Source organism: Microbacterium meiriae (genome assembly GCF_032364335.1).
Classification (GTDB): domain Bacteria; phylum Actinomycetota; class Actinomycetes; order Actinomycetales; family Microbacteriaceae; genus Microbacterium; species Microbacterium meiriae.
Window position 1 is genome coordinate 1,932,223 of record NZ_CP133984.1, and the last position, 13,254, is coordinate 1,945,476.

Consider the following 13,254-nt stretch of genomic DNA (forward strand, 5'->3'; position numbering starts at 1 on the left):
GACGGCTCGCCTCACTTCGGCTGGTCCGCGACGCGATATGCGTCGCGGACCAGCCATTTTTCATCTGTCCACACCAGCACGAGGATGGCTGCCTCCTCGGTCTTCGCTTCGCCGCTCTCGGGCGATGACGGCAGCTCCATCACGGCCATGTCTCCATAGCGATCCACGAGAACCGCATCCTTCCGACCGGCCATCTCGGCAGCGACGGGCGTGATCCCCGCGGAACCGGCCGCGACGGCAGCGGCGCACACCGCGTCGTCGCGTGCCTCGCACTCGACGATCTGCGCGAGGAGTGCCGGGAGAGCGCCTGTCGGATCGTCGGCCTTCGGCGGCGCCGCGGACGCGGACGGTGAAGGAGCAGGTGTCGGCGCAGTCCGCCTGGCAGGGCCCGCTCCCTCAGGACGGTCAGCGGACGGAGGAGTGCTCCCCGCTGCCCCGACCGCGGGATCGTCTCCGTCGCTCGGCCACAGCAGCCCCGCGAGGAGCACCGCCGCCGCGCACGCGCCGGCCACGATGAGAACCCGCCTGCGCCGGGAACCCGTCTCCCCTCCGCCCGCCGGCGGCCGTACCCTGATGGTCCGCCGATCGAGGAGAGGTCGCGCCCCGCTGACGACTCGATCGCGGAGGGTGAGCAGGCCGGCGAACGCCCGTACCGAGCCCCCTTTGACCGGACTCTCTTCCCGCATCCGACGCTCCCGCAGCCGTGTGCGGGTGACGGGTTCGGTGCGGACTCGTCGCACCGCACCGGAGATACCTGCTTCCGTGGGCGCCGCCCGGTCCTCGGCAGCCTCTTCCAGTGGTCGTGGTGCTGCGATCTCCAAGAGGTCGCTCTCTGCGTCCTCGAGCAATCGCCGGGGCACCCGGCGCTGTGCTGCGGCCGAGCGAACGCGATCGCGGGTGCGGTCGAGGACCCGGGCCATCGTCTTGTCGGTGCACTCCGCGCGTAGCCGGTCCACGATCACCAGGACGGCGGTCGACGCGTCCTGACCGGGCCCCAGCACGAAGACCGGCCGGCCCCCATCGGTGAGCCACCATGTCCCGTGCATGTCCACCGCCGACGCGGGCCCCAGCTCCGCCAGTCCACGCAGAAGACTCACGACCACCGTGCTGACCTCCCCCGATGGCAACCCGCCCCGCCGGAGCCGCCGATCCACGTAGGCCTCCAGGCGCTCGGTGCACCAGGGCAGAAGGACGTCGTGTCCGTCCGCGCGGCGGATCATGTCCACCGGCGCGGCGATGTGCTGGGTGCCCGCATATCGGCAGCCCGCCCAACCAGCGAGGCTCTCGGCCTCGACGCGCACGACCGGACCGTCCGGCGAGGTGACGAGCGCACCGCGAAAGGGCCCCTCAGCAGAGTCGAGGAGTCGGATCGTACGGTGTGCCTGGGGAAGCACGGCCTGCTCGCGGGGGGCACTCTCACGCGCTGGTGTCATGCGATCCATCCCACCCGACCCGCGGGACGCTCCGTCCGAACTCGTTGCTCGGGGACGAGATCCCGTGGCGGGTCGGATTGTGCAGGAGAGATCGCGCACACGCTCTCCGCTGCACGCGAACGGCGGCATCGCACGGCCTTCGGACTCGGTAGGCTGGTCTCCATGGCAAAGCGTGCTCCTGAACCCGAGAAGCGTCCTGGGTTCTTCTCCCAGATCAAGTCCCTCTTCCGGTTCACGCGCGAGGCCTATGCCTGGCTCCCCTGGGCGCAGGCCGCGATTCTCATCGGCGGCGTGCTGCTCGGCCTCCTGGCCGGCTACCTGATTCCGCCGTTCCAGGTGTGGACGCTCGTCCTCTGGGCCATCACGGGCTTGATGCTCGGCGTCCTCGGCGCGCTGTTCCTCATGACCCGGCTGTCGACCTCGGCCATGTACACGAAGATCGACGGCATGCCCGGTGCGACCGGCCACGTGCTCAGCACAAGCCTCGGTCGTCGGTGGCAGGCCTCCGAGACCCCGGTGGGCATCAACCCGAAGACGCAGGAGGCGGTGTACCGGACGGTCGGCCGCGGCGGCATCGTCGTCGTCGGCGAGGGCGCCCGCGGACGCCTCACGCGACTCGTGAACGAGGAGCGCAGCCGTGCGCAGCGCGTCGCCCACGGCGTGCCGATCACGGTGCTCTATGTCGGGCACGGCGAGGACGAGGTGCCCATCGCCGACCTCGCGAAGACCATCAAGAAGCTCCCGAAGGCCATCGACAAGGCCACGATGGCGGCCGTCATCCGCCGCATCGACTCGGTCTCGCAGTCGCTGTCGTCGCTTCCCATCCCGAAGGGGATCGACCCGACGAAGGTGCGGGCGCAGCGTCCGCGCTGACCCGCTGCCCTGGATCGCGAAGCGCGGCCGCCCTGACCGAGGGCGGCCGCGCTTCTCTCATTCCGAGAGCGGCTGCTTGGGCAGGCGGCGCACCTTCGCGCGGCGGCGACGACGTTCGGGGATCATCGAGCGCATCTCATCGAGCTTGCCGAAGCAGAACAGGCGGTCGTCGGGCTCGAGCACCACATGCTTGCGAGGGTTCGGGATGACACTGACCCCCCGGTGCAGGGTGAGCACCGTGATGTCGCGCTCCCACAGGCCCGCCTCCCCCAGCGTCTTGCCGACCAGGTCGGCGGCGCCGTGGACCATGAGTTCGGCGACGCCGTAGCCGGTGGAGACGGTGAGGCGCTGCCGCACGTCGATCTCCGGGAAGGCGACCTGACCGGCGATGTAGTCGATGATCGCCCCGGCGACGTCGAGCTTGGTCGCGGTCTCGATGCCCTGCAGGCCCGGCGAGGAGTTGACCTCCATCACGAGGGGTCCCTCGTCCCCCTCCAGCATGTCGACGCCGGCGACACGGAGCCCCATGATCTGGGCCGACCGCACCGCCGCCCGCTCGTAGACCGGGTCGAGTTCGATGGCCTCGACCGAGCCGCCGCGGTGCACGTTGGAGCGGAACTCATCCCCAGCCGCCGATCGGCGCATCGCGGCGACCACGCGGTCGCCGACGACGAGCGCGCGGATGTCGCGGCCCCGGCTCTCGGCGATGAACTTCTGGATGAGCACGTTCTGCTTGGTCGAGTGGAGCGTCTCGATGATGGCCTCAGCCACCTTCACCTGAGGCGCGAGGATGACGCCGATGCCCTGGGTGCCCTCGAGCAGCTTGATCACCACGGGAGCGCCGCCGACGCGCTCGATCGCCGGCCGCACGTCGGCGCGATTGCGGACGAAGGCCGTCGGCGGCATCGCGATGTTGTGCCGGGAGAGGATCTGGTTCGCCCGGAGCTTGTCGCGCGCGCTGGAGATGCCGTTCGCCGTGTTCGGCGTGTAGACGTCCATCTGCTCGAACTGTCGCACCACGGCGGTGCCGAAGTACGTGATCGAGTTGCCGATGCGCGGCAGGATCGCGTCGTAGTCGCTGAGCTGCCGACCACGGTAGTGCAGGTCGGGCTCGTCCGAGGTCAGGTCGATCGCGAAGCGCAGGGTATTCAGCACCTTCACGTTGTGCCCTCGCTGCAGTGCGGCCGCGCGGAGGCGTTGGGTGGAGTACGCCTGCGGCGCACGGGACAGCACTGCGATCTTCACGGGGGATTTCCTGCCAGGATGTATCAGGTGAGTAGGTCTACCCATTCAAACACCCTTACGGGGTGGCGCGAGTGGGTGAGCCTGCCCGATCTCGGAGTCGACTGGATCAAAGCCAAGATCGACACCGGCGCCCGCACTTCGTCCCTGCACGCGTTCGATATCCAGGAGTTCGAGCGCGATGACGAGCCCTGGGTGCGGTTCCGTGTGAAGCCCTGGCAGGACAGCCAGGAGGATGCCGTCGTCGTCGAGTCTCCCATCCACGACCGGCGGGCCGTCCGGAGCTCCTCCGGCCACGCGCAGGAACGTCTCGTCGTGCAGCTGATGATCCGTCTCGTCGACCGAGAGGTGCTCGCCGAGGTCACGCTGAGCAACCGGGACGAGATGGGTTTCCGGATGCTGATCGGCCGCGAAGCGTTGCGTCGCGGGTACGTCGTCGACCCCGCGCGCTCGTTCCTCGGCGGCAGAGCACCCCGCGAAGCACGCCGTCGCAACCGCGGCCGCGACTGAGCCTCAGGCGCGGATGAGGACCGTGCCCACAGCCTTGTCGTGGAGACCGCGCTGATCCGGGTCCCACACGACGGCCGGGATCACGACGAGGAGAAGCAGCGTGCGCACGATCGGGCGCCACAGACCGACCCATCCGCCGTCGAGACGGACGACGCGCATGCCGAGGATGCGGTGCCCTGGGCTGCCGCCGGCGGTCGGGATGAAGAGGATCTGCACGACGCCGAAGATGAGCAGCGTGGCGAACGGGTCGTACTGGAAGAACGCGACGGAGAGGATGACGGCTGCCGTCCAGTCGATCGCGAGGGCCCCGATCCGACGTCCAGGGCGACCGATGCTCCCCGGTCCGGACTCCGGGAGTCCGAGTCGCTCACCGGGGTACGTGTTCACAGCATCCGTCACCCCTCCAGCCTACCGAGGCTGTGGATGCCCTCCGATCCTGCTCACGCTGTAACACGGACGAAACAAAGCGGATACCGTGGAGAAATCCCCCGTCCGTACTGTGCAAAGTGGCCCCGAAGCCATCGATCCGCATCACAGGAGTCGTACATGTTCAAAGATTCGTCCGAGGTACTGGCCTACATCAAGGAGAACGACGTCAAATTCCTTGACATCCGTTTCACCGACCTCCCTGGTGTGCAGCAGCACTTCAACATCCCTGCGGCGACGGTCGACGAGGCCTTCTTCACGGACGGACAGCTGTTCGACGGCTCCTCCATCCGTGGCTTCGCCAGCATCCACGAGTCGGACATGCAGCTGATCCCGGATGTGACGACGGCGTACATCGACCCCTTCCGCGAGGCGAGCACCCTCGTGATGATCTTCGACATCTACAACCCGCGCACCGGCGAGATCTACTCGAAGGACCCGCGTCAGGTCGCGAAGAAGGCGGAGAAGTACCTCACCTCCACCGGCATCGCCGACACCGCGTTCTTCGCCCCCGAGGCCGAGTTCTACATCTTCGACGACGTGCGCTACTCCGTCACTGCCGGCGAGAGCTTCTACAAGGTCGACTCCGAGGAGGCCGCGTGGAACACCGGCCGCGAGGAGGAGGGCGGGAACCTCGCCAACAAGACCCCGTACAAGGGCGGCTACTTCCCCGTCAGCCCGGTCGACAAGACGGCCGACCTGCGCGACGACATCACCCTCAAGCTCATCGATGCGGGCTTCATCCTCGAGCGCTCCCACCACGAGGTGGGAACGGCCGGCCAGCAGGAGATCAACTACCGCTTCGACACCATGGTGCACGCGGCCGACGACATCCTGAAGTTCAAGTACATCGTCAAGAACACCGCCGAGGAGTGGGGCAAGGTCGCCACCTTCATGCCGAAGCCGCTGTACGGCGACAACGGCTCGGGCATGCACACCCACCAGTCGCTGTGGAGCGACGGCAAGCCGCTCTTCTACGACGAGGCCGGCTACGGTCAGCTCAGCGACATCGCGCGGTGGTACATCGGCGGCATCCTGGCCCACGCGCCGGCGCTGCTCGCCTTCACCAACCCGACGCTGAACAGCTACCACCGTCTGGTCAAGGGCTTCGAGGCTCCGGTCAACCTGGTCTACTCGGCCGGCAACCGCTCCGCCGCGATCCGCATCCCGATCACGGGCTCGAACCCGAAGGCCAAGCGCATCGAGTTCCGCGCCCCCGACGCCTCGGGCAACCCGTACCTTGCCTTCGCTGCGCAGCTCATGGCGGGCCTCGACGGCATCAAGAACCGCATCGAGCCGCACGAGCCCGTCGACAAGGACCTCTACGAGCTTCCGCCTGAGGAGGCCAAGAACATCCCGCAGGTGCCGAACTCCCTGCTGGACTCGCTCGAGGCGCTCCGCGCCGACCACCAGTTCCTCCTCGAGGGCGGCGTGTTCACCGAGGAGCTCATCGAGACCTGGATCTCCTACAAGTACGAGAACGAGATCCTGCCGATCGCTCAGCGCCCGCACCCGTTCGAGTACGAGCTGTACTTCGGAGTCTGAGCCGAACGCAGATCGCGCAAGAGTCCGTCCCCATCCGGGGGCGGGCTCTTTCGCTGCATGGGAACCTTGCGGCTACGGCAGCCCTACCCCCCAACGTACTCATTTGGGGTTACTTCCTACGCATATTCAGACATCCTCTGACCCTGTCTTGACCTATGCTCGATCCCGCAGCCGGGGGGGCTCGCAGGAAGAGGGCGGCATGTCGCAGAATTATGAGGTCGACACGGATGTGTTGCGGGCGATGGCGGCGAAGACGCGGCGCATCATCGCAGACGTCGGGGCGACCGACCTCACCCCGCCGACGAGCGCCGGCCACGAGTGGGTGGTCGCAGCCTCTGAGCGGTTCGCCGAAACCTGGTCTGCGGGCCTCGCAGCGCGGGTGACGGACTCCGACGATTTCACTGAACGTCTGGCGACGACGGCCCGGGTCTTCGATGAGGGGACGGATGCCGCGAAGGCCGAGGTCGACGCGATGATCTGGGAAGAGTGATGGAGCTCGGGCAGACCCGCTCCGCCACCGCCCTCATCCCTGGCTCCCCCGGCGCGGTCAGGCAGACAGCCGAGGGGTGGAAGGCACACGGCACGACTGCAGCACGGGTGCACGACCAGCTCGCGACGCTCGACGATGAGGGCACCTGGACGGGCGAGGCCTGCGACGCCTACCTGACGCGCTTCGACCGTCAGTTGCTGCACTGGTCGAACGCCGGCGACGGGCTCCGCGAGGGCGCTCACGCCCTGTTCACCTGGGCGGATGCGCTGGAGTGGGCGCAGGAGGAAGCCGCGCGCGCCATCACCCTGTGGGACGAGGCCGAGCAGCAGGCCGCCACGGCACTGGCCGCGCACCGCGCTTACGTCCGCGAGCTTCGGGTCGGGCAGGGCCTTCGACACCCGGAGGTGGAGGTGCCCTTCGTCGACCCGTCCGGTCCCGCGCATGAACAGGCCAGAGAGGTGCTGTTCAACGCCCGGGCGACGCTGGATGTCTTCGCCCGAGACTGCGCAGTCCGGTTGGACCAGGCCGCAGAGGCCGCGCGCATGCCGCTCACCGAGGCTGAGGCCGCGACCGCAGCCCAGCACGCGATCACCGAGGCGGTGTTCACTCTCGCTGTCGTGCAGCCGTTCCAGGCCACGATGGACATGCTCGCCGTCTCCGCTAAGACGCTGTGGGAGCACCCGGACATCATCCTCGAACTCCTCGGCGGTGCCGCCCTGGTCATCGGCGGCGGGGCCATGATGGGCGGCGGCGGCGCCCTCGCGGTAACCGGCGTCGGTGCGGTCCCTGGGGGTGGCCTGGCCTGGGCTGGCGCCGGCGTAGCCGCTGCCGGCCTGACCGCAGCCGGACACGCTGCCGGCAGGTGGGCGAACGAGTCCGCCCAGAACGCTCCTGAGCGTCCCGCACCACACCCGAGCACGGCGGACGGAACGTGCTCGGCCAGTACAACGGCGACGGCCAACGCCCCTGGGTCGACACCGAGAAGATCGGACTCGATCGTGTCGCCGAGGACACCGGCAAGGACGTTATCCGCAACAAGATCCGCGCGACCATCCAGGGGTATCACCACAATCCCCAAGCGACCTCAGACCAAGTTCGCTATTACGATGGCTTCATCGAGAACGCCGACGGGACGTACACCGGCATCGAGATCAAGGGCGGCACGGGCAGCCGCGATGCAGCCCAACGTGGCTTCGATGCCACCGTGAGCCCCGAACGACCAGCGACCGCCACCCTGAATGGGGAGAGAATCACAATCACTCGAGTAATTCTGGAGACCGTGAAATGAGTCAACCGACACATATCCGTCAGATCAATGACGATACTCGCGGCGCACTGGTCGATTACTTCCGGCCGTACCAGGAACAGATCCAGTTCTCGCTGCGTCAGCTCAACGGGTCCTCAACATGGGCATGGAGCCTGTGGCGCGCCCCGGAGGGCGCGGACCTTCTGGACAGCATCCCCTTCAGCGAGGAGTACATCCAGTGTGCCGGGACAGCGGAAGCCCTTGTGATCGAGGTCCGCTATGTCGACCCGGACGGCACCGCGCATCAGTATGTCGTCGGGCGTCCGGGCGCGGACATGTCCGGCGAGCCCACCGAGGTCATCCACTGGGATGACGGACGCCATTCCACCACCGTGTATCCCAACGAGGTGTTCACGGCAGACGAAGCAGCGGTGATCTTCTACACCTACTTCCTCACCGACAAAGTCGCCCAGCCCTACACGCTCCGCGAGATTGACATGAGCGTCTCCGAACCCACCGAGGACGACGCGGCATGAGAGTCGCGGTCCGTCACGACGCGATCGCCGACACGGTCGCACAGCTCGCTGCGTTCTCGGGGAGAGAGGAGACTGCGGTGACCTCAAGCAGGACGCACGGCCAGCAGTTCACGAGCGGTCAGATGGGGTGGATCACAGAGAACAGGCGCCCCGTCGCAGATCACTTGCGCCGCATGCTCGGCCGCTTGGACGGCGTGAGCGAGTTCACGTACAGCATCTGGCGTGGCGCGGACCCGTCTAGCATCATCGGATTCCAGAAGCCTCTGACCGACTCCTTCATCCAGGCGGCCGGTTCAGCCGATCAGATGACCGTGGAAGTGCGCCTCGCCGCGCCTGACGGCGAGACCCACCTGTACACGGTAGGGCGTCCCGAGCCTGCCGACGGGACGACGACGCTGATCCCGATCAGTCAGACCCGTGCGGTGCGCGTCTTCTCGGACGAGATGTTCACCGCTGACGAGGCCGCGGTCATCTTCTACACGTACTACCTCACCGACGCCGTCGCTCAGCCGTACGTCCTCCGCGAGCTCGACCTCAGCCAGGAGCTGTCGGAGCAACGATGAGAGTCGCGGTCCGTCACGACGCCATCGCCGACACGGTCGCGCGTCTCGCCCTCACCGTCCGGCAGTTCCAGGAGCAGCTCGACACCCTCGACGCGGAGGCCGCTCGACTTCGATCCTCATGGTCCGGTGAGGCGCAGACGGCATACGACCGCGCCCACCACGACTGGGACACCGCCATCCGCCGCATGAAGGCCGCCCTCGCCGAAGCCAACCGCCGACTCATCACCGCCAACGCCATCTCCATGGAGACCGCCAGCACCGCCGCCCGCCTCTGGCGGTAACGGCGCTCCGGGCATGACCCCCGTCAGGGCTCGTCGGCGACGATCTCGGCCTTGAACCCCGCGGAGTTCTCCAGCCATCCGGCGTAGTGATCGGGCCCACCGGCGTGCGGGTAGCGCTCCGGGTACAAAGGCCGCCAGCCGTGCTCGGGTGCCGCCGCGATGATCGCGTCCACTCGGCTCGGCGGGCCCGCAGCGAAGGCGAGATGGTTCACGCCCGGGGCGCGACGATCGTGTGCGCTGCCGCTGAGGTTCGGGGATATCGTGAGGGTGACATACGCGCCACCCGCCTCCCAGGACTCGCCCTCGGGCCATGCGCCGGCCCGGACGAAACCCACCGCACCGAGCAGCCACCCCCACTCCGCTCGCGACGACGCGAGGTCGGCGACCCAGATCTCCACGTGGTGAATCCCTGCCATCCGTCCAGTCTCCCAGCTCCCCATGGATCCCCCGTTGCAGGTGTCGGCCTCCACGTCAACCCCAACGCAGCGTTTTCTCTGCGCGGATACGGTGAAGACATCGTCGGGATACCCGGTCCCGCCAGTGGAGGACGCCGTGATCACCCAGGAAGCCCCGCCGACCGCCGCGCTTCTGGACGGTCGCTACCGTCTGGCAGAGGTCGTCGGTATGGGCGGGATGGCGACCGTGTACCGCGCGGAGGACATCGCCCTCGAACGCACCGTCGCGGTGAAGATGTTCCGCGAGTCCGACGACGCCGTCGTGCCGGTGGAGCGGGTGCACTCGGAGAAGGCGCTCCTCGCGGGTCTCAACCACCCTGGCCTGGTCACCCTCCTCGACGCGCACCTCGAGCCCGGACGACCGAAGTACCTCGTGATGGAGTACGTGCCCGGACCGACTCTGAGCAAGCGCATGGCACGCGCGACGGTCCCAGCGCGCGAGATCGCCATGATCGGGGCGGACATCGCCTCCGCCCTCCACGCCGTGCACAGCGCCGGCATCGTGCACCGCGACATCAAGCCCTCGAACGTCCTGCTCACCCCGCCTCTCGACACGAACGGCCGGTGGAGCGCGAAACTCGCCGACTTCGGGATCGCCTGCGCCATCGACATGTCGCGTGTCACCACTCCCGGCATCGTCCTCGGGACACTGACCTACATGGCACCGGAGCAGTTGCGCAACGGCGACATCCGTCCCGCGGTCGACGTCTACGCGCTCGGGCTCGTCCTGTTGGAGGCGCTCACCGGCAAGCCCGGCTTCGCTCCCACCCTCAGCGTCGAATCCGCCCTCGCCCGCCTCCACATCGCCCCCGAGATCCCCGCGGAGCTGGGGTCGGAGTGGGTCGGCCTGCTCACCGCGATGACGGCGATCGACCCCGAAGCGCGGCCGCACGCTCTGGAGGTCGAGGGCGAGCTGCGCCGGCTCGTCGATCTGCCTTCGACCGGAGAGGTCGCCACGGACGTCACCGTACCGCTTCCGGCGCCGACGGCAGGCGCCCTCCCCCGCACCCGCGCCGAGGCCCGTGCCCGTCGTCGCGTCGTGTCCGCGCACCCCGCGGCGTCCCCGGCCCGGCGCACGCGCCGTCGTCGCGAGTCTCTCCTCATCGCCGCCGTGGTCGTGCTCGGCGCGGTGACCACCGCCTCCGCAGCACTGGTCGGACACGGCGAGCAGGCCCTCGCCAGCTCGGGTGCCGTCTCCGACGGCGCGTCGAGGATCGTCGAGGACGTCGTGCCTTTCGAACCGGCTCCCACCGACACCGCCCCCGACCTGGCGCCGGCAGAGACCGTCGCGGTGGAGCCGGTGGCCGCGACCCCGGTGGCACCGGCGTCATCGGTCACCGAGTCGGCGCCGGATACGCGCCTGCCCGAGAACGCCGCACCTCAGGCGCAGGAGAACCGAGGCAAGAGCCCTGGCCGCGACGGCAACAACGGCAAGGGCAACAGCAGCCACTGACCCGACGCCCCCGACGCCCGCCGAGCCGGCGGGTGTCGCTGAGCAGCGCACGGGACCTGGTGGAGGATGATCGAGTGTCGAGTATCGGCAGAGGGAGGGGACCATGCGTCGCAGGAAGTTGATCGTACCGCCGGATCAGGCACCCAGCGTGTCCGCGCAGCGGCGGTCGCCGTCGAGCGTGGTCGCCGGGGCCAGGGCGAACCCCTTCATGTTCGGGCTCCTCGGTGCTCTCGGGGTGCTCGTCGCGCTGATGATCGGCGGCATCGTCGGCCAGCTCGCCACCGTGCTCGTCTACATCGGCGTCGCCCTGTTCCTCGCGCTCGGCCTCGATCCGATCGTGCGGTTCATCGAGCGCAAGCTTCCGCGTCCGGCGGCGGTCGCCGTGGTCGTGATCGGCGTGCTCCTCGCCTTCGCCGGGATCATCCTGGCCATCGTCCCCACCCTGGTGGAGCAGATCGGGAACCTCATCAAAGACGGTCCGGAGATGATCAAGGAGTTCACGAAGAGCGCCTGGTTCCACGACGTCAGCGGACAGTTCGGCAGCACGATCCAGGATGCGGTCGACGGCGTGCTCGGCTTCGTGCAGAACCCGGACAACTTCCTCGACATCGGTGGCGGCGTCTTCGCCGTCGGCGCAGGGATCGCCGGCGGCCTGACGGGCGTCACGATCGTGCTCATCCTCACCCTCTACTTCATGGCATCGCTGCGCAGCATGAAGCGGGTGGCCGCGCGGTTCGTCCCCGCCTACCAGCGCGACACCTTCAGCGAGCTCCTGGAGGACGTCTCGAGCGCCGTCGGGCGCTACGTCATCGGCCAGGCGAGCCTCGCGGTCACCAACGGCATCCTGAGCCTCATCTTCCTCACCATCATCGGAGCGCCGGTGCCGGCGCTGCTCGCACTGATCGCGTTCATCGGCTCGATGATCCCGCTCGTCGGAACGCTCTCGGCATCGATCATCATCTCGCTCATCTGCCTGTTCGTCTCCCCGACGACCGCGCTGATCGCGATCATCTACTACCTGATCTACATGCAGATCGAGGCGTACGTGCTCTCCCCGCGGATCATGAACAAGGCCGTCGACGTCCCCGGCGCACTGGTGGTCATCGCCGCGGTGGCCGGTGGAGCGCTCGGCGGAATCCTCGGCGCTCTCGTCGCCATCCCGGTGGCCGCGAGCATCATCATCATCGTGCAGAAGGTCGTCTTCCCCAATCAGGACAGGAAGAGAACGCCGCCGGCGGTGACCGTCGCCTGATCAGCGGACCAGCACGGCGCCCGGCTGCACCCGCACGGTGAACGCGTCGATCTCGCCGATCTCCTCGCCGTCGATCTCGAACATCTGCGGCGCGGAGAGCTGCACGCGGATCCGCTCCGCCGAGACGTGGGTGGTGGAGTCCGTGCTGACCGCCTGATCGACGTTCCCGATCATGCGACGGATGCCGTTGTCCCAGACGACCGAGCGGACGGTGTCGAGCCACTGCAGCGCGCCGTCGGAGCTGATGAGCAACATGTCGAGGAGCCCGTCGTCGAGGACGGCATCGGGCAGCAGACGGATGCCACCCTGGAGCATGCCGCAGTTGCCGACGAGCAGCGTGTGACCGCGCACCTCCTCCGGCTCGTGGTCGTCGAGCTGCAGCGTGATGTCCGTCATCTCGGTACCGGCCAGTGCGCGCCCCATCGCCTCGACGTAGGCGAGCCATCCGGCGCGATCCTTGAGATCGTCGTTGGTCTCCACGAGCATCTGCGCGTCGACCCCGAAGCCGACCATGACGGAGAAGGCATGCTCCTCGCCGTCGAACTCCACCCAGCCGAGGTCGATGCGGTGCGGCTCGGAATCGCGGATGTGCTCGAGCGCCGGTAGCACGCCCTCGAGCGGCACGCCGAGGTTGCGCGCGAGCAGATTGCCTGTGCCCTGCGGGACGATCCCGAGAGCGACATCGGTGCCGACCAGAGCCTCCGCGACCGCGCGGATCGTGCCGTCACCGCCGACCGCGATGACGAGGGCACAGCCCTCCTCCACCGCCTTCGCCGCGACGCCACGGCCGGGGTCGTCCGGAGTCGTCTCGCCCCAGCGCACGTCGGCTTCCTCACCGAAGGCGATGGTGACGGCCTCACCGAGAACATCCCGGTCGGACTTCGTCGGGTTCCAGATCACGCCGATGCGAGGAGAGGTCATACGCTCACTCTGAGCGACGGACGACGAT

15 protein-coding genes are annotated in these 13,254 nt (G+C 68.2%); 10 read left to right on the plus strand and 5 right to left on the minus strand.

What is annotated here, in order from left to right; all coding sequences use genetic code 11:
- Window positions 1-11: 11 nt before the first annotated feature.
- A complete protein-coding gene (locus tag RI211_RS09265; protein WP_315637711.1) occupies window positions 12-1,433 on the minus strand; it encodes a hypothetical protein in 1,422 nt (473 codons plus the stop codon).
- Between the two features lie 162 nt (window positions 1,434-1,595).
- Between RI211_RS09265 and RI211_RS09270 the strand changes: the two genes are divergently transcribed.
- Window positions 1,596-2,306, plus strand: coding sequence for a DUF4191 family protein (locus RI211_RS09270; RefSeq protein ID WP_187661578.1), 711 nt, complete (start codon window positions 1,596-1,598; stop codon window positions 2,304-2,306).
- Window positions 2,307-2,363: 57 nt separating this feature from the next.
- Here the strand turns inward: RI211_RS09270 and RI211_RS09275 are convergent, their stop codons facing one another.
- Complete coding sequence (locus RI211_RS09275) at window positions 2,364-3,551, minus strand: RimK family alpha-L-glutamate ligase (RefSeq protein WP_060923121.1); 1,188 nt, start codon at window positions 3,549-3,551, stop codon at window positions 2,364-2,366.
- Window positions 3,552-3,569: 18 nt separating this feature from the next.
- Here RI211_RS09275 and RI211_RS09280 point away from each other — a divergent pair, with 18 nt between their 5' ends.
- Window positions 3,570-4,058 carry an ATP-dependent zinc protease family protein gene (locus RI211_RS09280; RefSeq protein WP_187661579.1) on the plus strand — a complete coding sequence of 163 codons (489 nt, stop codon included), beginning with the start codon at window positions 3,570-3,572 and terminating at the stop codon, window positions 4,056-4,058.
- Window positions 4,059-4,061: 3 nt separating this feature from the next.
- Here RI211_RS09280 and RI211_RS09285 read toward each other — a convergent pair whose 3' ends face one another.
- The gene (locus RI211_RS09285; protein WP_232089029.1) at window positions 4,062-4,457 is read right to left on the minus strand and encodes an RDD family protein; all 396 of its coding nucleotides are present in this window, start codon (window positions 4,455-4,457) and stop codon (window positions 4,062-4,064) included.
- A 147-nt stretch (window positions 4,458-4,604) separates the two neighbouring features.
- Between RI211_RS09285 and glnA the strand changes: the two genes are divergently transcribed.
- The 6 genes from glnA to RI211_RS09315 all read left to right on the plus strand — a co-directional run bounded on the left by glnA (window position 4,605) and on the right by RI211_RS09315 (window position 9,145).
- Window positions 4,605-6,029, plus strand: a complete 1,425-nt coding sequence (gene glnA, locus RI211_RS09290; protein ID WP_187661580.1) for a type I glutamate--ammonia ligase — start codon at window positions 4,605-4,607, stop codon at window positions 6,027-6,029.
- A 199-nt stretch (window positions 6,030-6,228) separates the two neighbouring features.
- Window positions 6,229-6,519: a hypothetical protein gene (locus tag RI211_RS09295; protein WP_315637710.1), complete on the plus strand. Its 291-nt coding sequence runs from the start codon at window positions 6,229-6,231 to the stop codon at window positions 6,517-6,519.
- Window positions 6,519-7,727, plus strand: coding sequence for a putative T7SS-secreted protein (locus tag RI211_RS09300; RefSeq protein ID WP_315637709.1), 1,209 nt, complete (start codon window positions 6,519-6,521; stop codon window positions 7,725-7,727). Before RI211_RS09295 ends, RI211_RS09300 begins: the two co-directional genes overlap by 1 nt.
- A gap of 76 nt (window positions 7,728-7,803) precedes the next feature.
- A complete protein-coding gene (locus RI211_RS09305; protein WP_315637708.1) occupies window positions 7,804-8,301 on the plus strand; it encodes a hypothetical protein in 498 nt (165 codons plus the stop codon).
- Window positions 8,302-8,378: 77 nt separating this feature from the next.
- Window positions 8,379-8,864, plus strand: coding sequence for a hypothetical protein (locus tag RI211_RS09310; protein ID WP_315637707.1), 486 nt, complete (start codon window positions 8,379-8,381; stop codon window positions 8,862-8,864).
- On the plus strand, window positions 8,861-9,145 hold the full coding sequence (locus RI211_RS09315; protein ID WP_315637706.1) for a WXG100 family type VII secretion target: 285 nt from the start codon (window positions 8,861-8,863) through the stop codon (window positions 9,143-9,145). Before RI211_RS09310 ends, RI211_RS09315 begins: the two co-directional genes overlap by 4 nt.
- A 23-nt stretch (window positions 9,146-9,168) precedes the next feature.
- Here the strand turns inward: RI211_RS09315 and RI211_RS09320 are convergent, their stop codons facing one another.
- A complete protein-coding gene (locus RI211_RS09320) occupies window positions 9,169-9,561 on the minus strand; it encodes a VOC family protein (RefSeq protein WP_315637705.1) in 393 nt (130 codons plus the stop codon).
- Window positions 9,562-9,697: 136 nt separating this feature from the next.
- Between RI211_RS09320 and RI211_RS09325 the strand changes: the two genes are divergently transcribed.
- Window positions 9,698-11,053 carry a serine/threonine-protein kinase gene (locus RI211_RS09325; protein ID WP_315637704.1) on the plus strand — a complete coding sequence of 452 codons (1,356 nt, stop codon included), beginning with the start codon at window positions 9,698-9,700 and terminating at the stop codon, window positions 11,051-11,053.
- Between the two features lie 208 nt (window positions 11,054-11,261).
- Window positions 11,262-12,305 (plus strand): AI-2E family transporter, encoded by a 1,044-nt coding sequence (locus RI211_RS09330; protein WP_315637770.1) that lies wholly within the window; start codon window positions 11,262-11,264, stop codon window positions 12,303-12,305.
- Here the strand turns inward: RI211_RS09330 and RI211_RS09335 are convergent, their stop codons facing one another.
- Window positions 12,306-13,226 (minus strand): diacylglycerol/lipid kinase family protein, encoded by a 921-nt coding sequence (locus RI211_RS09335; protein ID WP_187661590.1) that lies wholly within the window; start codon window positions 13,224-13,226, stop codon window positions 12,306-12,308.
- Window positions 13,227-13,254 lie beyond the last annotated feature (28 nt).